Source organism: Halopseudomonas aestusnigri (assembly GCF_002197985.1).
Taxonomy (GTDB): domain Bacteria; phylum Pseudomonadota; class Gammaproteobacteria; order Pseudomonadales; family Pseudomonadaceae; genus Halopseudomonas; species Halopseudomonas aestusnigri.
In genome coordinates this window covers 666247-686663 of the sequence record NZ_NBYK01000001.1, presented here as the reverse complement: position 1 = coordinate 686663, position 20417 = coordinate 666247, and the positions used below count along the sequence as shown (strand labels likewise).

Below are 20417 nucleotides of genomic sequence, written 5' to 3'. Positions count from 1 at the left end.
TTAGCCGCAGAACACACGATCCTCCCAGACCGGATCGCAATCAGCTGGCAGAGCCGTCATGTTACCCAGGCTGGTCCAGGGCGAATCCGGACTGTGGAAATCGCTGCCACAACTGGCCAGAAAACCGAATTCGACACTCAGCTTGCCCAGATAGGCCACCTGGTCGACCGGTTGCTTGCCGTTCACCACTTCAATGCCCCGGCCTCCGGCAGTGGCAAATTCACGCAGCAACGCTCTCAGCTTGCTGCGGGTCAGCCCGTAATGCCAGGGGTGCGCAATAACCGCCACCCCGCCGGCAGCCCGAATCTGGCTCACGACCTCGGCGACGGTCGGCCAATGCTGGCGAATGTCGCCGAGCTTGCCGGCACCGAGCCACTTGCGAAATGCCTCACCGTGGTCGCGAACATGACCGGCCTGCACCATCCATTCGGCAAAGTGCGGGCGCCCCGGCGGCTGCGACGCATCGCCGCCCGCGGCCTGCTGAACCGCCACCGCGCCATCGAACGCCCCAGGCATACGCTTGCCCGCAAGCCGCTCGCTGATCTGATGAGCGCGGCTCCAGCGCCCCTCGCGCACCGCTGCGAGCGCATCGACCATTGCAGGTGCATCGAGGTCAAATCCATAACCCAGAATATGCAATGTGTGGCCAAACCACTGGGCGGACATTTCCACCCCACTAACCCATCGGACACCCAGCGCGCGGGCAGTTGTCGCGGCTTCTACCTGGCCATCGATACAGTCGTGATCGGTCAGTGCGACCAGATCAACGCCGGCCGCGTGGACGCGCTGCATCAGCACCTCGGGGCTGAGACTGCCGTCAGAGGCGGTGCTGTGCATGTGCAAGTCGACAATCACGAAAACTCTCCTGGCGGGCCGCTTGACGCCACGGCGGGACTTTCGCCTATTATGCCGGCTATATACTCAGGCAGGTAAGTCCGCCCGTGAATCAACGCAGCCTGCGAACGAGTTCGCCGGCCCGCCACCCTGCATTTGTCCGCCCGAATCACACAGCAAGGATTCCGCATGTTCTACGCCATCATGGCTACCGATACCCCCGACAGTCTCTCCGCCCGTCTGGCCGCCCGCCCGGATCATCTGGCCCGCCTGCAGACACTGCAGGAGCAAGGCCGCCTGCTGCTGGCAGGACCGTTGCCGGCAGTCGACAGCGAAGATCCGGGCAGCGCCGGCTTTACCGGCAGCCTGGTGGTCGCCGAGTTCCCGTCACTGGATGATGCACAGCAATGGGCCGATAACGATCCCTATGTTGCAGCCGGAGTCTACCAGCAGGTCACCGTCAAACCCTTCAAGCGCGTATTTCCGGCCTGATCAAGGATGCAGCCCATGTTACGACCATTCACCCTTGCGCTAATGTTGTGCGGCCTGGTCAATGCCGCGACAGCACAAACTGCCGATACCGCGCCCGAAACAGTCGCACCCGAGACAGCGCCGAGCGCAACGGCGAACAGCCAACAGGACATCGGCACGCTCCAGGCCGAACTGGCCAGTGTGGAAGCTGAACGTCAGCGCCTCGCCGACCAGCTCGCCGCCGGTGGCGAATCGGAAGAGATCAGCCAGCTGCAGGAAGAAAACCAGCAACTGCGCGCGGATAATCTGGCAGCGCGCATGGAGGCCCAGAGCCGCCTGGTCGCGCAACAGCAGCGCTGGTTCCTGGTCGGCGGACTGACGGTTGCCGGCAGCCTGCTGCTGGGCTTCATGCTGGCCAAGCTGGGCCGCCAGAAACGCCGCGAATGGCTGAACTGACCCCTGTCCTGATCATCGACGACGATCAGGAACTTTGCGACCTGCTGGCCGACTGGCTTGCCACCGACGGCTTTGCCCTGAGCGCCTGCCACGACGGCCCCAGCGGCCTCCAGGCTGCGCGCTCCGATCACTTTGCCGTCATCATCCTGGACGTCATGCTGCCCGGCATGAACGGACTGGAAATCCTCCGTGAACTGCGCCAGAGCTGCAGGACTCCCCTGCTGATGCTCAGTGCACGCGGCGAACCGGTGGACCGTATTCTCGGCCTCGAACTGGGCGCTGACGACTATCTGGCCAAACCCTGCGACCCGCGCGAACTGGTCGCCAGACTGCGGGCCCTGCTGCGCCGAAGCCAGCCGGCACAAGACAGCGCCAGCGAGGTATTGACCCATGCCGGCCTGCGCCTGGACAGCGGCAGCCTGATGGCCTGGCTGGACGACGAGCCGTTGCAACTGACGCAAAGCGAAGCACTGATTCTGCGTGCGCTGATGACCCGACCCGCTCAGGTAGTGGACCGCCAGACACTGTCGCGCGAGGCGCTCGGCAAACCACTGGGCACCTACGACCGCAGCCTCGACATGCATATCAGCAATCTGCGCCGCAAACTGGGCCCATATCCGGACGGCCGCCCGCGCATCCAGTCGATCCGTGGACGCGGCTATCTGCTTGGCAGCTGATTTACACACTCTTTACCCTGTGCAGGCCGCCGCTGACAAAAGGGTCACTAGACTCTGCAGGTAATGAGCGGATTTCCCGGTCAGATATCCACGGAGAACGACCATGAAAAACACCCTGCTTGCTACTACCCTGCTGCTGACTGCCAGCCTGTCTGCCGGCCTGATGGCCGCACCTGCAGAGCCTCGGGACGGTTCAATACACCAGCGCGGTTTCGAGCGCATGGCTGAAGAGCTGTCGCTGACTGACGAACAAAAAGCGCAACTGAGCCAGATTCGTGAAGAAGAACGCGCCAGGTTCCAGACCTTGCGCGAGGAAAGCAAGGCGCGCTTTGATGCCGTCCTGACCGCCGAGCAACGGCAAAAGATGGAACAACTGCATGAACAGCGCCGCGAGCAGATGCAGGAACGCCGCGAAGGCCGCCTGTCGCGCGGCGAACCCTGTAACCGCTGAACCTGACCAAGAGAACGCTGCATGCGCCTGTTCTGGAAAGTATTTGCCGTACTCTGGCTGGCAACCCTGCTGGTCGGTGGCTCAGGCTTTCTGGTCAGTCGCGCACTGCAGCAGGACTGGTTGCTGCTGCAACTGAATCCCGAGCTGCGCGACTTTGCAGCGCAGCTCGCGACCGTCTACGAGCAGAACGGCCCAAGCGCCGCTCAGCAGTGGCTCGAACAGCAACGCAGCGAACGTCGCCTGCGCGCTCGCCTGTTTGACGCCGCCGGCGACAGCCTGCTGCCTGGCACCCTGTCGCGCCGGCCGCGACTACAGGCCGAGTCACATTTACCGTCGGGGCCACCCGAACAGCCTCCCGGACCAGGACGCCTGTTTCAGCTGGCCTGGACTACCGATCAGGCCAGCTACATCATCGCCCTTCATGTGCCCGCCCCAACCCTGTGGCGGAGCCAGCGCACCCCGTTAACCCTGCTGCTCAATATTGGTCTGGCGGTCGTTGTGCTGGCTCTGCTGAGTCTGCTGCTGAGCCGCTATTTGACGCGCCCGCTGGGTGATCTGGGCGCTGCCGCCCAGTCGCTGGCCAAAGGCGAGTTCAATGCACAGCGACTGCAAAGAACCACGGCCCGTCGCGACGAGCTTGGCGAACTGGCCCGCCGTTTCGAAAGCATGGCCGAGCAGGTCCAGACACTGCTGGACAGCCAGCAGCAACTGCTGCGTGATGTATCCCATGAACTGCGCTCGCCGCTGGCGCGGCTTCGCGTCGGATTGGCGCTCGGCAGCCAGCAGAACCTGCCAGCCAATGACCCGCTCTGGCAGCGTCTGGATCGCGAATGCGACCGCCTGGACCAACTGATTGACGGCATTCTGACCCTCAGCCGGCTGGATACCCGGCGCGAGCCGGCCAGCGCGTTTGCCCTCGACCCGCTGATTGCCGAGATTGTTGAAGATGCGCGCTTTGGCGCATCCGATCTTGCCATTGCCCTGAGCGGTGAAACCGGTTTAACGCTCCACGGCTGGCCGGACCAGTTGGCAGCCGCCATCGATAACCTGCTTCGCAATGCTGTGCGCTTCAGCCCGGAGAACGGCGAGATTCAGATCAGCCTGCGCCGCAGCGCAGGGCAGGCACTGATTCGGATCGATGATCAGGGTCCGGGGGTTGCCGATGAATGGCTGGACAAACTCGGTGATCCCTTCTTCAGGGTGCCGGGCCAGAGTCAGGACAGTGGCTACGGCCTGGGGCTGACGATTGCCCGGCGAGCCATCGCGCGACACGGCGGCCGTCTGTGCTTTTCACACAATCCGGCAGGCGGACTGCGGGTCGACATCAGCCTGCCGACCGTTCAGCACTGAGTCAATCTTGTGCCGGCCAGCGAGTGAAGAACCGATCAACGTCCAGGGCCGGCACCGCCTTGCGTTCTCCGGCAGGATGGCCGACGTAGAGAAAGGCCAGAATGTGCTCGTTTTCCTCTAGCGCCAGCCCGCGACGCACCACCGGGTGATAGGCCAGCGCTCCGGTACGCCAAACAGCCCCAAGCCCCATCGCATGTGCTGCCAGCAGCATGTTGCCGACGGCAACACCGCAGGCCAGATCCTGCTCGATCACCGGCACCTTGGCGTGTTCCTGATGGCGGCTGATGGCCACGATCATCAGCGGCGCCCGCAACGGCAACCCCTGATAGCGCGCCAGCGTATCCGCCGACAGGTCCGGCGTATCGGCCAGCGCGGCCCGGCCAAACAGCTCACCCAGAGCGTCAAGACCGCTACCTTCGATGACCAGAAAACGCCAGGGACGAAGATAGGCATGATCAGGCGCCCGCAGGGCAGCCAGAAACATCGCCTGTTGCTGCTCGACAGTCGGGGCCGGGCCAACCAGGCGCGGCACGGAAACCCGCTCATGCAGCAGGGTCAAGGCATCCACGGGTATCATTCCTCCTCGGACTGGTCCTGCAGTACCTGTTCACGATACTGGCCCGGCGGCAGGCCGAACCAACGCTTGAAGGCACGAAAGAAATTGCTCGGATCGGCAAAGCCCAGCATGCAGGCGATCTCGAACAGTGTGAGTTGGGGTTGACCCAGATACTGCAGCGCCAGTTCCCGGCGGGTACGCTCAAGCAGTTGCTGGAAGCTGACACCCTCTTCCTGCAGGCGACGCTGCAGGGTCCGCGTGCTCATGTTCATGGCACTGGCAACCGTCTGCCGCTTGGGCTCGCCCTGGGGCAACAGGCGGCAGAGTACCTGACGGGTCTGGTGAGTGACAGGGTCGGATTCAAAGCGGGCCAGAAAATCGCCAGCGAAGCGATCGTGCAACTTGGCCAGGCTGTCATTGGCGGTGGCCAGAGGTGCTTCCATCAACTGACGGGACATAAGCAGCGAATAGCTCGGCGTATCGAACTCCAGCGGGCAATCGAAAAGTGCGCGATAGGGCGTGGTGTCCTGCGGCTCGGGTCGGGCGAAGGTGGCTTTGAGCGGCACAATGGGTTCCGCGGTCATCCAGCGGCAGAACGCCAACGCGTAGGCCATGGCTGCTTCCACGCTCTGCCGCGCTGCGGGCAACCGATCGCCGTGGATGGCAAATTGCAGCCGGCAGGTATCAGGTTCGATCTGCATTACCATATCGGCCGACTCGCCGATCAGCCGCTGATAGCGCACCACCCGGCCAAAGCCTTCTCGCAGCGTGCGACTGGACATCAGCGAGTAACCGACCACACTGAAATGACCTGGCCGCACCACCCTTGCCATATTCAGGCCGATAGCCGGATTGCCACTGCGCTCGACCGCCAGCTGCCAGACCCGGGTCATGCTGTCCTGGCTGATCCGCGCATCCGGGTCGGTCAGCACCTCGGCATCCAGCCCCAGCTCGCGGAATATTGCAGCAATGTCCAGCCCGTCGACGGCCAGAGCGTGGCCGATGGCAGAAACCCAACCTGCTGATGTGGTCCGTATTGCGCGATCCATGATTTCTCGCCGCTGTGAGCGGATTCAGACGTTCGTTTTTGGTATCCGGCGGACGATCATAGACTAAAGTGCGGGCGAATAAAAAACCTGCACAGCTCGACTTGGCCGCGATAGCCATACCCGTCTGTTACTGCATTGTCTAAGCTGATGTCACGCGCCTCAGCGGCCGAGTCCAACCGTTTCTGCCACCTACAGGACCGCTATCATGCCAGCATCCAGCACACCCGAACCGACTCGCTTTCGCACCTTTGCCGAGTTTTACCCCTACTACCTGAGCGAGCACCAGAACGACACCTGTCGCCGCCTGCACTACGCCGGCAGCAGTCTGGTGATCATCCTGCTGCTTTACAGCCTGCTCAGCGGCAATCTCTGGTGGCTGCTGGCCCTGCCGATCGCCGGCTACGGTTTTGCCTGGGTTGGCCACTTCTTTTTTGAACACAACAAGCCGGCGACCTTTACCCATCCCTTTTACAGCTTTCTGGGAGACTGGGTCATGCTGCGCGATGCGCTGACCGGCCGAATCCGCTTCTGAGCGGTGAATCGCCTGAATGTCAGCACAGCGACAGTCACCTCCAGCTATCGCCTCTATGATGCCTGCAGCCTGACCCAAAACAGATAACAAGAGGAGATCCATCATGGGTGAGCAACACGCCACGTTCCGTGCCATGCAGGAAGGAACCGCCGAAGACTGGAGCATCATCTCCGAGCACTTCCGTCCGTTCGCCAAGAATCTGCCCGACCGCATCCTTGCACACCTGCGCCTGCTGGACGGTGACTACGGCGGATTTCCGATCGATCGCCTGGAACATTCGATCCAGACCGCGACGCGCGCCCACCGTGACGGCCGGGATGAGGAATATGTCATCTGCGCGCTGCTGCACGATATTGGTGACACCCTGGGCAGCTACAACCACCCGGACATTGCCGCCGCCATCCTCAAGCCGTTTGTGAGCCCGGAGAACCTCTGGATGGTTGAAAAGCACGGCGTCTTCCAGGGGTACTATTTCTTCCACCACCTCGGTATGGATCGGCATCTGCGCGACCAGTTCAAGGATCATCCGCAGTATCAGTACACCGCCGAGTTCTGCGCCAAGTACGATGCACCGGCTTTCGATCCGGATTATGAAAGCGAGCCGCTGGAATTCTTCGAACCCATGCTGCGCCGCGTATTCGCCAAACCGCGCAACAGTATCTACAAGGTCTAGGCAAGCAGCGGGGGCGGCGCACGTACCGGGTATTGCGCTACGCCCGGTTACGCGCGGCATTGATCCGCACCTCGCCAGCAACTCGCAGCCTGTCCGCGCGGCATTGTCCGCCGTGCGGATTACGGCCTATCATGCCCAGTCACAGACACCCGCTCGGTGCTCTTGCCCGGCCACGGATTCGACTGAACATGATCACCGACACCCACAAACCGCTCGCCAAACCACCCCTTGAAGGTTATTACTCGCGCACGATTGCCTACCTGTGCGTCGCTTTGACCTTCAGCGCCGTGCTGGTCGAACGCGGCCATCAGCTGGCTTATCTGATCAGCATTCTCTATGCGCTTGCCTATCCGCAACTGGCTCACCTGATCAGCCGTAAGGTCCCGCCCCAACACTCAACCACCAAGCGCCTTACCCTGCTTGCCCTCGATGCCGTTCATACCGGCGGGTTCATGGCGGTGCTCGGATTCACCGTGGTACCCAGCCTGGTGTTCTTTCTGCTGGTGGGCTTCTCCTGCCTGATTGCCGGGGGTTCAACCTACCTGATCGCCGGCAGTCTGCTGACTATCGCCGGCGCCCTGCTGGGCGCGGCAGCCTTTCAGCCACAGTTGGTCTTCGCGAGTTCGAATCTGGTGACCCTGGTCAGCCTTATCAGCGGAGGCTTCTTCCTGTTGATCGTCGCGGCATTCGTGCATCGCCAGGGCCGCCACCTGGAACAGGCCCAGCAGCAGCTGCAACGCGAGCAGGAGAAGACGTCACGGCTGGCCGCCAACCTATCCAAATACCTGTCGCCGCAGGTCTGGGAATCCATTTTTTCGGGTAAACGCAGCGCTCGACTGGAAACACGACGCAAGAAGCTGACCGTATTTTTTTCGGACATTCGCGGCTTCACCGAACTGGCCGAGGAACTGGAAGCCGAAGCCCTGACCGACCTGCTGAACAACTACCTGGACGAGATGTCGCGTATCGCCCTGCAATACGGTGGCACCATCGACAAGTTCGTCGGTGATTGCGTCATGGTCTTCTTTGGCGACCCGTCAACACGTGGCGCCAAGCAGGACGCAGAGGCTGCGGTCTCCATGGCCATTGCCATGCGCAAGCATATGAAGGTGCTGCGCCAGCAGTGGCGCAGCCGCGGCATCACCAAGCCGCTGGAAATCCGCATGGGGCTGAGCACCGGTTACTGCACCGTCGGCAACTTCGGCACCGCGACCCGCATGGATTACACCATCATCGGCCGCGAGGTGAATCTGGCCAGCCGCCTGGAGGGCGCAGCCGACGCCGGCGAGATTCTCATCTCGCACGAGACCTACTCCCTGGTGAAGGAACTGATCATGTGCCGCGACAAGGGCCAGATCAGCGTGAAAGGCTTCTCACGACCGGTGCAGATTTACGAAGTGGTCGGACTGCGTCGCGAACTGGGCGCCGCGCCGACCTATGTGGAGCACGAACTGACCGGTTTCTCGATGTATCTGGACACCACTCACGTTCGCAACTATGACAAGGAACAGATCATCAAGGCACTGGAGCAGGCCGCCCGCAAGTTGCGCGACAAGGTCATTGTCTAGACGGCATCAGGCCGCCCGTCCCTCAAGCGCTTCGTTCACCGGCTGCAGCATTTGCGCTTGAGCATCATGCCAGCGATAGAGCTCAATATGGCCATCCTGGTGTTCGATCAGCGCCGTACAAGACTCAACCCAGTCACCGCAGTTGAGATAATCGATACCGCTGACCCTGCTGATCTCGGCATGGTGGATATGCCCGCACACCACGCCATCCAGACCGCGCTTATTGCACTCGTGCGCCAGCGCCTCCTCAAACTCGCTGATGAAGTTAACCGCTTTCTTCACCCGATGCTTGAGATAGCCTGACAATGACCAGTAGCCCAGGCCGAAGCGCGAACGCCAGTGATTGAGCCAGCGGTTCAGAACCAGACTGAACTCATAGGCGTGATCGCCGAGAAAGGCCAGCCAGCGGTGGCAGCGGGTAATGACATCGAACTGGTCGCCGTGGATTACCAGCAGCCGGCGTCCGTCATCGCACTGATGTACCACCTCGTCAACCAGTTCGATATTGCCCAGCACCAGAGTGGAGTAGCGCCGCAGAAACTCGTCGTGATTGCCGGTGACATAGGTTACCCGGGTGCCGCGCTTGCTCATGGTGAGGATACGCCGCAATACGTTGGTATGCGCCTGGGGCCAGTAGATACCCTTGCGCAGCCGCCAACCGTCGATGATATCGCCCACCAGATACAGCTGATCGCACTCGACAGACTTGAGGAAGGTCGCCAACTTGTCGGCCTGGCATCCGCGCGTGCCCAAATGAAGATCCGATATCCACAGCGTCCTGACCCGCTGTTTTTGCGCCTCTGGCAACAACACCGCTGTATTCATGCGCCTGCCTCCTCGGGAAGTTGTCTTCACGCTACCGTCCGGCAGTGACCGGACTGTGTCATCCGGATGACCGCAATATGACAACACCACAGCACCGCAGGACTTCGCCGCTTCGTATACAATGGCGACCTCCAGCCGTTGCCTTATCCGGACCCACACCATGTTCAAACGCCTGCTGCCGTTACTGTTGCTGATCCTTTCGGGCTGGACCGCGGCCGAACCCTTGCGTACCGGTCTGGTGCTGTCCGGCGGCGGTGCCCGTGGCCTGGCCCATATCGGCGTACTGAAGCAGCTGGAAGAACTCAACATCCCGATCCACGCCATTGCCGGCACCAGCATGGGCGCGGTCATCGGCGGCCTTTATGCCTCAGGCTACAGTGCCGAAGAACTGGAGAAGCTCGCACTCGAACTGGACTGGCAGGATGCGCTGAGTGACTCCCCCCAGCGCGAAGACATACCCTACCGTCGCAAACAGGACGACCGTGACTTCCTGGTCAAGCAACGGCTCACCTTCAACAACGGCGTTCTCAGCCTGCCGCTTGGCCTGCTGCAGGGCCAGAACATGGGAGTGGTGCTGGAAAGCCTGCTGGTCCACACCAATGAAATCGACAACTTCGACAGGTTGCCTATCCCGTTCCGTGCCGTGGCGACCGACATTGCCACAGGTGAAGCCGTGGTATTCGACCACGGGCACCTGCCGCTGGCCATCCGAGCCAGCCTGGCACTGCCCGGATTCTTCGCCCCGGTCGAAGTTGATGGCCGCCTGCTGGTGGACGGAGTACTGAGCAAAAACGTGCCCATCGACGTCGCCCGAGCCATGGGCGTGGATCGGGTCATCGTGGTCGACATCGGTACTCCGCTGAAGTCTGCCAGCGAGCTGACCTCGGTGCTCGACATCATGGATCAGACAACGACCCTGCTGACCCGCACCAACACCGAGAAGCAGCTTGCCACCCTGACCGATCGTGACCTGCTGCTGCAACCGGCGCTTGGCAACATGGGGTTCAGCAGCTTCGCCGACGCACAGCAGGCCATTGATGCCGGCGCCCGCAGCCTCGCCGAGGCCAATGGCGTGCTGGCCTTCGTCGCCCCGGACGGTGCCGACAGCGGCGGCAACCTGGCCAGCAGCAGGCCTCAGCGCCAGGCCATCATTCATGCCATCGAAGTGGACAACAGCGGCAAGGTGGCCGACGAGGTTGTGCTCGGCATGATCCGCCAGCCAATCGGCGAGCCTCTGAATCTGGCCCGCCTGCAAACCGACATGGGCACCATCTACGGCACCGACTATTTCAGCCGAGTCACCTACGAAATCGTCCACGACCAGGGCCGAAACACCCTGCTGGTACATACGGCCGGCCGCCGCACCGGCACCGATTATCTGCGTCTGGGCCTGAATCTGGTAGACGACTTTGAGGGCGACAGTCAGTACAACGTTGGCGCCAGCTTTCGCGTCAACGGTCTCAACCCGCTCGGCGCGGAATGGCTGACCCGGCTGCAGGTCGGGTCGGAACAGGAGCTTTATACCGAGTTCTACCAGCCGCTTGACTATGGCTCACGCTATTTTGTTGCGCCCTTTATCGATGCCGAAGCGCGCAACATCGACGTTATTGACGACGACGATCCGATCGTTGGCTACCGCCAGAAACGCTATGGTGCCGGCCTGAATCTGGGCCGCCAGATCGCCAACAGCGGTGAAGTGCGCTTCGGCCTGTCGCGCTACCGCGGAAACTCGCGAGTACGCATCGGAGACCCCGACCTGCCCTCCATCGACTTCAACGAAGCCTTCTATTCGCTGGAGATCGACCGCGACACGCTAGACGATGTGAACTTCCCGCATTCGGGGGAAGAGGCCCGCCTGAGCTGGCGCCAGTCCGAGCCGGATCTGGGGGCCGACGCGCGTTACCAGCAGATCGAGTTCAGGGTCAACAAAGCCTTCGGCTTCGGCCCCAACAGCCTGCAACTGGGCGGTTTTATCGGTCGTACCGACAGTGACGTGGATGTGGCGCAAAGCAGCTTCAGTCTCGGCGGCCCCGGCTGGTTTTCCGGTTTCCGCCAGGACGGCCTTGCCGGTCAGAACTACCAGCTCGGCCGGCTGGTCTATTATCGGCGCCTGGCACCCAGCTACTTCAACACGCTCAGCCTGCCATTCTACCTGGGCGCCAGCCTGGAATACGGCCGGGTATACAACCGCGATGACGCAGGCTTCGATACCGGTTACTTCGGTGCCGGCAGCCTGCTGATGGGCATGGATACGCTGGTTGGCCCGCTGTTCTTCGGGCTGGGCGTCAACGAAGAGGGCCACGAAGCCCTGTACATGAAGCTGGGCCAGACGTTCTGAACCGGCAGCCCCCTAGCCGCTGATTTCCAGCACCAGGGCGGCACGGATGCAGTGCAACACCCCTTCGTCAACCGGCTCGTCCAGCTCGCGCGCCAGGGTTTTTACGCCGGGCAGATCCTCGCCGTCGAAATTGAGAAAGGCATCCTGCAACCGCTCAAGCTGAGCGGGTCCGATATCGATGGCCTGCTCCAGGGTCAGGTTGCCGGTGGTAATCGCCTGCGCCAGCTGACCGTAGACCTTGCGCAGCGGTTGCCCCAGCTGCATGGCTGCCTGTTCGGGGCTCATGCCGGCGCGCACCATGGCAATCGCCTCATGGGCATCACGGGCCTCCTGAGCCTGTGCCGCCGCTCCATCACCGGCCAGAACCTGAAGAAAATCAGCGCCATAGCGCTCAAGTTTGTGCGAACCGACGCCACTGACCAGCGCCATATCCTGCAGGGTAGTCGGCCGCTGACGCAGCATATCGACCAGCGTATTGTCGGTGAAGATGACATAGGGCGGCACACCGTGAGCGTCCGCCAGCTGTTTGCGCAGGGTGCGCAACGACTCCCAGAGGGCGCGATCAGCCTCGGCAATCACTGGCTTGTTGCTGCCCCGGCTACCCCAGGCTGCCGGCTTGCTGACATCGCGGCGCAGCTGCAGGCTCTGCTCGCCACGCAGCAGCGGACGGCAGCGTTCGCTCAGGCGCAGGCTGCCATAGCCATCGAGATCCACCTCGACCAACGCGCGGGCGATCAGCTGGCGGAACACTGAGCGCCATTCGTTTTCGCCCAGTGACTTGCCAATCCCGTAGGTAGACAGATGCTGATGACCGGCGCTGCGCACCTTCTCGTTATCGCGACCGAGCAGAATGTCGATGAGGTGACCCACACCATAACGCTGGCCGCTTCTATAGATGGTTGACAGCGCCATCCGCGCCGCCTCGCTGCCGTCCCAGGTCGAAACCGGCTCCTGGCAGTTGTCACAGTTACCACAGGGTTGCTCCAGGGTTTCACCGAAGTAGCCCAGCAGCGTCTGCCGGCGACAGGTAGTCAGTTCGCAGAGGGCCAGCATGGCGTCAAGCTTGTGCCGCTCAATGCGCTTATGGCGCTCGTCACCTTCCGAGCCGGCCATGATCTGATTGAGCATCAGCACATCCTGCAGGCCGTAGGCCATCCAGGCGTCGGCAGCCAGACCATCGCGGCCGGCACGACCGGTTTCCTGGTAGTAGGCCTCGACACTCTTGGGCAGATCCAGATGGGCGACAAAGCGCACATTGGACTTGTCGATACCCATACCGAAGGCGATGGTCGCGACCATTACCAGCCCCTCTTCGTTGAGGAAGCGGCGCTGATGCGTGGAGCGCAACTCCTGCGGCAAGCCCGCATGATAGGGCAAGGCAGGCCAGCCCTGCTCGCACAGCCAGGCGGCGGTTTCTTCTACCTTCTTGCGCGACAGGCAGTAGACAATACCGGCATCACCCTTGTGCTCGCGCAGAAAACCGAGCAACTGCTGACGGGGCTTATCCTTGGGCACGATGCGATAAAAAATATTGGGGCGATCAAAGCCGGAGACAAAACAGGCAGCCTGCTCCAGCTTCAGCCTCTGGACCATCTCCTCACGCGTGCGCTCATCCGCCGTGGCGGTCAGCGCCATGCGCGGTACACCGGGGAACAGCTCCGCCAACTGGCCGAGCTGCAGATACTCGGGGCGAAAATCATGGCCCCACTGGGAGACGCAGTGCGCCTCGTCAATCGCAAACAGGGCAATCGGCAAAGACTGCAGAAAATTCAGAGTACGGGGTTTGAGCAGACGCTCCGGGGCCAGATAGAGAAACTGCAGCTCACCGGCGCGCATCTGCCGGGCCACCTCGCGCTGGGCGTCTTCGCTCAACGTGGAATTGAGCGCCGCCGCCGTCAACCCCAGCTCATTCAGCGTCGCGACCTGATCGTCCATCAACGCAATCAGCGGCGAAACCACCACTGTCAGCCCCTCACGCAGCAGCCCGGGCACCTGATAGCACAGTGACTTGCCACCACCGGTCGGCATCAAGACCAGCGCATCGCCGCCACAGGCCACCTGATCAATGATATCCGCTTGCTGACCACGGAATTCGCCGTAGCCAAACACGTTCCTGAGTTGCTGCAGTGCCTGCTCGCGCATGGGTCTCCTCACCAGATCCGATTCCGTTGATGGGCAGAATCAGCGGCCGCAGAGTATAACGTCTTTGGCAATTGCCCGGGGCATGCGTAAAATAACCGGACAAACAATGAGAGGTGTCCCATGTCCTTCAATGACCAACTCCAGCGCCTGCAAGCTTTTCTGGACGCCGATGACCTGCACGACGAAGCGCTGGACTACATGGCCGCCTGTGGCTACCTGAGCGCACTGGCCATCAGCCCGGAGCCGGTTGCCGACGAGGAGCTGCTGGCAGAGCTGTTCGCCGAAACCCCGCCCTACGAGAGCCCCGAGCAGCAGGACGAGATCATCGGCACGCTGCTGGAGCTCAAGGCCCGCATCGCTCGCGAGCTGGCCAGCGACGAGGATCTCGAACTGCCCTGTGAACTGACCCTGGGTGACGAGCCCGATTACTCGGACCTGCGCAGTTGGTGTATCGGCTTTATGGAGGGGGTTTTCCTGCGTGAGGAAGCCTGGTTCAGCAATGACGAAGAGCTGGTCAGCGAGTTGCTGTTGCCCGTCATGGTCGGCTCCGGCCTGTTTGCCGATCAACCCGAGTTCGCCGAGATCGAGCAGGACGAAGACATGGTCGAGGATATGGTCGAGCACATTCCGCAGGTACTCACCCAGCTTTTCCTGCTGTTCCACGCACCGGAAGAAAAGCCTCGTCCAGCCCTGTTGAAACGCTCCTGAGCCGCCCGGATGCGCGCAGCAGACATGACGAACTGCGCGCGCTTGCCTACACTGGGTGGCATTACCTCGGCTAACGCTGCCGGAATGCCACTGCAGTGAACCTACCCACCCAACTCAAGCTCTTTTTCCCTGCCAGTCTGCTGCTGGTCGCCCTGTCTGCGATCGGCTGGGACTACGAACAGATTTTCGCGCGCATCAACATCCTCTATCGTCCGGACATGCAAGCCCAGTGGCGCCTGCAGGAATGGCGCAGCATGCTCGACAACAGCCAGGCGCTCGAGCAAGCGCAGAAGCTCGAAACCATCAACTCCTTTTTCAATCAGCGCCTGCGCTTCAGCGACGACATCGATATCTGGGGCCAGGTGGACTACTGGGCATCACCGGCCGAATCCATGGTCAAGGGTGCGGCAGACTGCGAAGACTACTCCATCGCCAAATACTTCAGCCTGCGCCGGGCCGGCATATCCAACGATCAGCTACGCCTGACCTATGTAAAGGCGCTGGAGCTGAATCAGGCTCATATGGTGCTGACCTACTACGCCACCCCCGATAGCGAACCGCTGGTATTGGACAACCTGACCGATCGCATATTGCCCGCATCGCAGCGCAGCGACCTGTTGCCGGTTTACAGTTTCAATGCGGAAGGGCTATGGCTGGCCGGCCGCGGCAACACCCAGACCGGCTCGGCAAAACAACTGTCGCGCTGGCAGGATCTGTTGAAAAAAATGCAGAACGAGGGCTTCGATGCCCCCGGCTTACCCTGAGTCAAGAGGACCCAACCATGTCACTGGTCAAACAGCTTATTCTGGCGATTTGTCTGTTCCTGCTGGTCGCCTTCAGCGGAAGCTTCATCGTCAGTCTGGAAAGCTCCCGCAACCAGCTGCAGACCCAGCTGCGCTCCCATGCTCAGGACGCCGCTACCGCGCTTGGCCTGTCCCTGACACCCCACGTCAGAGATCCGGCCATGATCGAGCTGATGGTCAGCTCGATCTTTGACAGTGGCTACTTCGCTCGCATTCGCGTTTATGCGGTCAGCAATGGCGAGATTCTGGTTGAACGCACACGCAGCCTTGACGAGACCAAGGCGCCTGGCTGGTTCGTCAACCTGGTCAATCTGCAGGAGCAGGCCGGTGACGCTATCGTCATGGACGGCTGGCAACAGTCCGCACGCGTCGAGGTTGTCAGCCATCCGCAGTTCGCCCTGAACAAACTCTGGGACAGCGCCCTGGGTACCCTCGCCTGGCTGGTGGCCTGCGGATTATTCAGCGCCCTTCTTGGCGCTCTGCTGCTCAAGCGTCAACTGACGCCGCTGATGTCCATGGCGGACCAGGCCGAAGCAATCACCCGGCGCGAGTATCGGACGCTGCCACGAATCCCCCGTACGCCCGAGCTCAAGCACGTGGTCGTCGCCATGAACCAAATGGTCGGCAAGCTAAAGACCCTGTTCGAGGAAGAGGCAGCGCGGACCGAGCATTACCGCCGTCAGGCTTACCATGACGCCCTGACAGACCTGCCGAACAGACTGGCCTTTGATCATGCACTGGCCGCAGCACTCACCTCGACGGAAAATCCCGACGGCATGCTGCTCGGCCTGCGGGTATCCGACCTCAACCGGATCAATCAGCAACTCGGCGCAGCCAGCACAGACGCGCTGCTCAAAAGCATCGGCGCCCAGCTGCAGGCCCTGCAGAACGCCCACCCCAGTTGGCTCTGCTGCCGCTCACGCGGTGGCGAATTTCTCACCCTGGCGCCAGGCGGCGACCTCGCCGATATCCGCAAACTGGCAGAGCAACTGGCAACTCAGGTTGCGTCGCTGGAGACATTGACGTCGCTGGGCGAAGCACAACCGATTGAGCTCGGCATTACCGGCTACCGGATTGGTGATGACAGCAAGCAAGTACTGCGGCGACTTGATCAGGCCATGACCGAGTCGAGCCTGAACGGCGCAACCATCCAGCCCGGCTATGAACCCGCAAACGAAAGCAGTCAGTCACCGGGCAGCAGCCACGACTGGCGCGAGCTGCTCGAAGCCGCGCTGAAGGACTTCAGTTTCACCCTGCACTTCCAGCCGGTACTGCACGGCCACGATCTCAAGCAACTGCTGCATCAGAAGGCTCTGGTTCGCCTGCGGGGCACTGATGGCAAACTCATGATGGCCGGCCAGTTTCTGCCATGGATAGAGCGCCTGGGGCTATCGCCCGCCTTCGATCGCTGCATGGTCGGGCTGGCCCTGTCTCACCTTCAGCGTCATCCGGGCCCGCTGGCACTCAGCATTACCAATGACACGCTGCACAATGCAGAGCATCGCAAGCAGATCCGCCAATTGCTGGAGCAGCATCGAACCGAGGCCGCCCATCTGACGCTGGAAGTTGACGCGCGCTACCTGCAAGGGTGTAACGACCTGGCCAGCCTGGCTCAGGAGCTGCGCCCGCTGTCCGTGCAAGTGGGCCTTCAGCACTTTGGCCGCCAGCTCAGTCTGATCGGCGAACTGGCCCTTATTGGCCTGAGCTACCTGAAGATCGAAAGCAGCTTCATCCGCGACCTGGATACCGAGAGCGACAAGCATCTGTATCTGGAAGCACTGGTGCGCACCGCACAACGGATCGACCTGCTGCTGATCGCGGAGCAGGTACAGAGCCCGCGCGAGGTTGCGGCACTGAAACAACTGGGTATTGAGGCCATGCAAGGCCGGGCGCTGGCCGAACCAGGAGAATGGCGCGACTGATTCTTCCGGTCGACGAATCTGCGCCTGACCCAGCGATTTGTTAAGCCAAGTCAGAGGGATAAAAGGCGACAGTCTGACGCGAACACACTGGAACAATCCGTTGAATACGCCTTACCGCCCGACCGGAGGCACCCTGCACATCAAATTGCTGACGCCAGATTTGCAACATCCATGGGTTCTCATCCGTGCAGAGCCTGTTATCATGCCCGGCCCAAGGGATGAATTGACGACGCCAGACAGCCTGTGACTGCGATGGCGTACCTGGCAATGGCAATGGCAAAGGCCTGCGAACCTATGATCAAGAAGATTCTGGTTGTCTGTGTCGGCAACATCTGCCGCAGCCCTACGGCTGAGGCGCTGCTGCAGCAAAAGCTCGCCGGCAAAGGCATCACGGTCAGTTCTGCCGGGCTGGGAGCACTGGTGGACAAACCGGTAGACGCCTCAGCCGCACAGGTGATGGCCGCCGCCGGCCTTACGCTGCCAGAGCACAGGGCCCGTCAAGTCACCCCCGAGATGCTGCATGCGGCGGATCTGATCCTGGCCATGGAGCAGCGTCACCTGCAAAAACTCCACAGCCTGGCACCCGAGACCCGCGGCAAGGCGCTGCTGATCGGCAAATGGCTGGACAACGCTGAAGTACCAGACCCCTATCGTCAGCAATTGCCAGCGTTCGAGCACGTTTTCAAGGTGCTCGACAAGGCAACAACTGCCTGGTTGCGCTATCTTTAATCGCCCTACACCCTTCGCCCTACTCTGTCACGGAACCTGATTGTTGATGCAGAACAGCACCCCCGCCGCCGCACAAAACAACCAAGACGAAATCGACTTGCTGGCCCTGCTGGGCGCTCTGATCGATCACAAGCTGACCATCATCATCTGCACACTGGTGTTTGCGTTCGTCGGTATTGCCTACGCGCTGCTGGCAACGCCCATCTACCGGGCCGATGCGGTAATCCAGATTGAAGAGAAATCCAGCGGCCTCGGTGGTCTGCTTGGCGATGCCGGTGCCGCCGACATGTTCGCCAGTACCAGCGCCGCTGCGACCGAAATCGAACTGCTGAAATCACGTAAGGTAATTGGTCAGACCGTCGAGAATCTCAAGCTGGATGTGGTGGCCGAACCCAAGCTGTACCCCGTGATCGGCTCGTATTTCTACCGTCGCCACAGCCCGACGGATCAACAGCCGGTTGCTGACGCCCTGCTGGGCATGGACAGCTACGCCTGGGGCGGTGAAAAGCTGGATATCTTTCAGCTTGAGGTGCCCGCAGCCTGGGAAGGCAAGCAGCTTATCCTGCGGGCGGGGGCTGAGGGGCAGTTCGCGCTGCTCAATGATGAAGATGAGCTGCTGCTCGAGGGGCAAGTCGGTACCCGCATAGAAGAACAGGGCTTTCGCGTCCAGATCGCCAAGCTGATTGCCAACCCCGGGACCGAGTTTCTGGTGACCAAGCGCAACAGCCTGAGCACCACCCTCGCCTATCAGCGTGACATCGGTGTCAGTGAAAAGGGTCGCGACTCCGGTATTCTTCTGTTGAACTTGGAAAGTCCGCGCCCGGCCGATGCGGCCCGGATCCTTGATGAAGTAAGCCGCCTGTATGTGCTGCAAAACGTCCAGCGAAAATCTGCAGAGGCCCAGCAAAGCCTCGACTTCCTCAAAGAGCAGCTACCCACCGTCCGACGCCAACTCGAAGCAGCCGAGCAGGCGCTGAACGCCTACCAGGCCAAAGCGGGATCGGTCGACATCACCCTCGAGACCCAGGCGGTTCTGGATCAGGTGGTTGAGCTGGACACATCCATTTCGGAGCTGCAGCTCAAGCGCTCGGAAATGGAGCGCCGCTTTACCCGCCAGCACCCCAGTTATCAGGCACTGATGGAACAGCTCAATCAGTTGAACAGCCGCCGTAATGCGCTGGTTGACCGTGTCGGCGATCTGCCTGCTACCCAGCAAGAGCTGCTGCGCCTGTCGCGTGACGTGAAGGTCAGTACCGAAATCTATACCGCGATGCTCAACACCTCGCAGGAGCTGGATGTGGTGCGCGCGGGCACCGTTGGCAACGTCCGGATCATTGACGATGCGGTGGTCGATACCAGCCAGCCGGTCAAGCCGAAGAAAGCGCTGATCGTCGTTCTGGCAACCCTGCTGGGTGGCATGCTGGGCGTTGCCATTGCCCTGCTGCGCCACGCGCTGAATCGCGGCATCGAAAACCCGGAGCTGCTGGAGCAGATCGGCCTGCCTGTTTACGCGTCCGTCCCGTTCAGCAAGGATCAGCAGCAGATCGAGCGCAATGCCAAAGGCAAGACCATCACCCAGAACTCGCAACTGCTGGCAGCTACCAATCCGGCAGACCTCTCCATTGAGGCCCTGCGCAGCCTGCGTACCAGCCTGCATTTCGCCATGATGGAAGCACGCAACAACATTCTGATGATCTCGGGCCCCAGCCCCAGTGTCGGCAAGTCGTTCATCTCCACCAACCTGGCTGCCATCGTCGCCCAGGCCGGTCAGAAAGTCGTGCTGATCGACGGTGACATGCGCAAGGGCTACGCCCACAAGCTGATGAGCCTGCCAGCGGAGCCCGGGCTGTCGAACCTGCTGGTCAATACCCATACCTTGGCCGACGTCCTGCAGAAGAGTGAAGTGCCCAACCTGCACTTCATTCCGCGCGGCCAGATTCCGCCGAATCCGTCCGAGCTGCTGATGCATGTGAACTTCGAATCACTGCTGAAGCAATTGAGTGGCATGTATGACCTGGTGATCGTCGACACGCCGCCGATTCTGGCTGTGACCGACGCTGCTCTGGTTGGCCGCCTGGCCGGCACCAGCCTGATTGTGTCGCGCTTTGGTCTCAACCCGGTGAAGGAAGTGGAGCAAACCCTGCAACGCTTCCGCAACAACGGTGTCGAGATCAAAGGGGCGATTTTCAACGCAGTCGAAAAGAAAGCCTCGGCCTATGGCTATGGCAATTACGGCTATTACCAGTACGAGTACAAGTCGGACAAAAAGTAACGCAGTACTGTACGCGCTGGCATCGTGACGTATACTCGATGCCAGCGTAAGCAACCTATTC

The 20417-nt window shown here is 61.3% G+C and carries 19 protein-coding genes; 14 read left to right on the top strand and 5 right to left on the bottom strand.

Annotated features, from left to right (window positions below):
• Positions 1-855, bottom strand: coding sequence for a PHP domain-containing protein (locus B7O88_RS03315; protein WP_088273753.1), 855 nt, complete (start codon positions 853-855; stop codon positions 1-3).
• A gap of 168 nt (positions 856-1023) precedes the next feature.
• On the opposite strand from B7O88_RS03315, the gene B7O88_RS03310 reads away from it, so the two are divergent.
• The 5 genes from B7O88_RS03310 to B7O88_RS03290 all read left to right on the top strand — a co-directional run bounded on the left by B7O88_RS03310 (position 1024) and on the right by B7O88_RS03290 (position 4239).
• On the top strand, positions 1024-1326 hold the full coding sequence (locus B7O88_RS03310) for a YciI family protein (protein ID WP_088273752.1): 303 nt from the start codon (positions 1024-1026) through the stop codon (positions 1324-1326).
• 15 nt (positions 1327-1341) lie between these two features.
• On the top strand, positions 1342-1761 hold the full coding sequence (locus B7O88_RS03305) for a hypothetical protein (protein ID WP_140418555.1): 420 nt from the start codon (positions 1342-1344) through the stop codon (positions 1759-1761).
• A complete protein-coding gene (locus B7O88_RS03300; RefSeq protein ID WP_088273937.1) occupies positions 1758-2438 on the top strand; it encodes a response regulator transcription factor in 681 nt (226 codons plus the stop codon). The genes B7O88_RS03305 and B7O88_RS03300 overlap by 4 nt, the downstream gene beginning before the upstream one ends.
• A 103-nt stretch (positions 2439-2541) precedes the next feature.
• On the top strand, positions 2542-2889 hold the full coding sequence (locus B7O88_RS03295; RefSeq protein WP_088273750.1) for a Spy/CpxP family protein refolding chaperone: 348 nt from the start codon (positions 2542-2544) through the stop codon (positions 2887-2889).
• Positions 2890-2910: 21 nt separating this feature from the next.
• Positions 2911-4239 (top strand): HAMP domain-containing sensor histidine kinase, encoded by a 1329-nt coding sequence (locus tag B7O88_RS03290; RefSeq protein WP_088273749.1) that lies wholly within the window; start codon positions 2911-2913, stop codon positions 4237-4239.
• 1 nt (position 4240) lies between these two features.
• On the opposite strand, the gene B7O88_RS03285 is transcribed toward B7O88_RS03290, so the two are convergent.
• Together B7O88_RS03285 and B7O88_RS03280 are read right to left on the bottom strand one after the other, a co-directional pair.
• On the bottom strand, positions 4241-4807 hold the full coding sequence (locus B7O88_RS03285; RefSeq protein WP_088273748.1) for a nitroreductase family protein: 567 nt from the start codon (positions 4805-4807) through the stop codon (positions 4241-4243).
• Between the two features lie 5 nt (positions 4808-4812).
• Entirely contained in the window at positions 4813-5844 is a 1032-nt protein-coding gene (locus tag B7O88_RS03280) for an AraC family transcriptional regulator (protein ID WP_088273747.1), read from the bottom strand.
• 205 nt (positions 5845-6049) lie between these two features.
• Between B7O88_RS03280 and B7O88_RS03275 the strand changes: the two genes are divergently transcribed.
• The 3 genes from B7O88_RS03275 (at position 6050) to B7O88_RS03265 (ending at position 8617) form a co-directional block, all read left to right on the top strand.
• On the top strand, positions 6050-6376 hold the full coding sequence (locus B7O88_RS03275) for an Mpo1-like protein (protein WP_088273746.1): 327 nt from the start codon (positions 6050-6052) through the stop codon (positions 6374-6376).
• Positions 6377-6479: 103 nt separating this feature from the next.
• Entirely contained in the window at positions 6480-7049 is a 570-nt protein-coding gene (locus tag B7O88_RS03270) for an HD domain-containing protein (RefSeq protein ID WP_088273745.1), read from the top strand.
• A gap of 188 nt (positions 7050-7237) precedes the next feature.
• Positions 7238-8617 carry an adenylate/guanylate cyclase domain-containing protein gene (locus B7O88_RS03265; RefSeq protein WP_088273744.1) on the top strand — a complete coding sequence of 460 codons (1380 nt, stop codon included), beginning with the start codon at positions 7238-7240 and terminating at the stop codon, positions 8615-8617.
• Between the two features lie 6 nt (positions 8618-8623).
• On the opposite strand, the gene B7O88_RS03260 is transcribed toward B7O88_RS03265, so the two are convergent.
• Positions 8624-9442: a UDP-2,3-diacylglucosamine diphosphatase gene (locus tag B7O88_RS03260; RefSeq protein WP_088273743.1), complete on the bottom strand. Its 819-nt coding sequence runs from the start codon at positions 9440-9442 to the stop codon at positions 8624-8626.
• A 160-nt stretch (positions 9443-9602) separates the two neighbouring features.
• Here B7O88_RS03260 and B7O88_RS03255 point away from each other — a divergent pair, with 160 nt between their 5' ends.
• Positions 9603-11780 (top strand): patatin-like phospholipase family protein, encoded by a 2178-nt coding sequence (locus B7O88_RS03255; protein ID WP_088273742.1) that lies wholly within the window; start codon positions 9603-9605, stop codon positions 11778-11780.
• A gap of 12 nt (positions 11781-11792) precedes the next feature.
• On the opposite strand, the gene recQ is transcribed toward B7O88_RS03255, so the two are convergent.
• On the bottom strand, positions 11793-13922 hold the full coding sequence (recQ, locus tag B7O88_RS03250; protein WP_088273741.1) for a DNA helicase RecQ: 2130 nt from the start codon (positions 13920-13922) through the stop codon (positions 11793-11795).
• A 120-nt stretch (positions 13923-14042) separates the two neighbouring features.
• Here recQ and B7O88_RS03245 point away from each other — a divergent pair, with 120 nt between their 5' ends.
• The 5 genes from B7O88_RS03245 to B7O88_RS03225 all read left to right on the top strand — a co-directional run bounded on the left by B7O88_RS03245 (position 14043) and on the right by B7O88_RS03225 (position 20356).
• Positions 14043-14630 (top strand): UPF0149 family protein, encoded by a 588-nt coding sequence (locus B7O88_RS03245; protein ID WP_088273740.1) that lies wholly within the window; start codon positions 14043-14045, stop codon positions 14628-14630.
• Between the two features lie 95 nt (positions 14631-14725).
• Entirely contained in the window at positions 14726-15394 is a 669-nt protein-coding gene (locus B7O88_RS03240) for a transglutaminase-like cysteine peptidase (RefSeq protein WP_235005709.1), read from the top strand.
• A 17-nt stretch (positions 15395-15411) separates the two neighbouring features.
• Positions 15412-17355 carry a bifunctional diguanylate cyclase/phosphodiesterase gene (locus tag B7O88_RS03235; protein ID WP_088273739.1) on the top strand — a complete coding sequence of 648 codons (1944 nt, stop codon included), beginning with the start codon at positions 15412-15414 and terminating at the stop codon, positions 17353-17355.
• A 294-nt stretch (positions 17356-17649) separates the two neighbouring features.
• Positions 17650-18084 (top strand): low molecular weight protein-tyrosine-phosphatase, encoded by a 435-nt coding sequence (locus tag B7O88_RS03230; RefSeq protein WP_088273935.1) that lies wholly within the window; start codon positions 17650-17652, stop codon positions 18082-18084.
• A 46-nt stretch (positions 18085-18130) separates the two neighbouring features.
• Complete coding sequence (locus B7O88_RS03225) at positions 18131-20356, top strand: polysaccharide biosynthesis tyrosine autokinase (protein ID WP_088273738.1); 2226 nt, start codon at positions 18131-18133, stop codon at positions 20354-20356.
• Positions 20357-20417 lie beyond the last annotated feature (61 nt).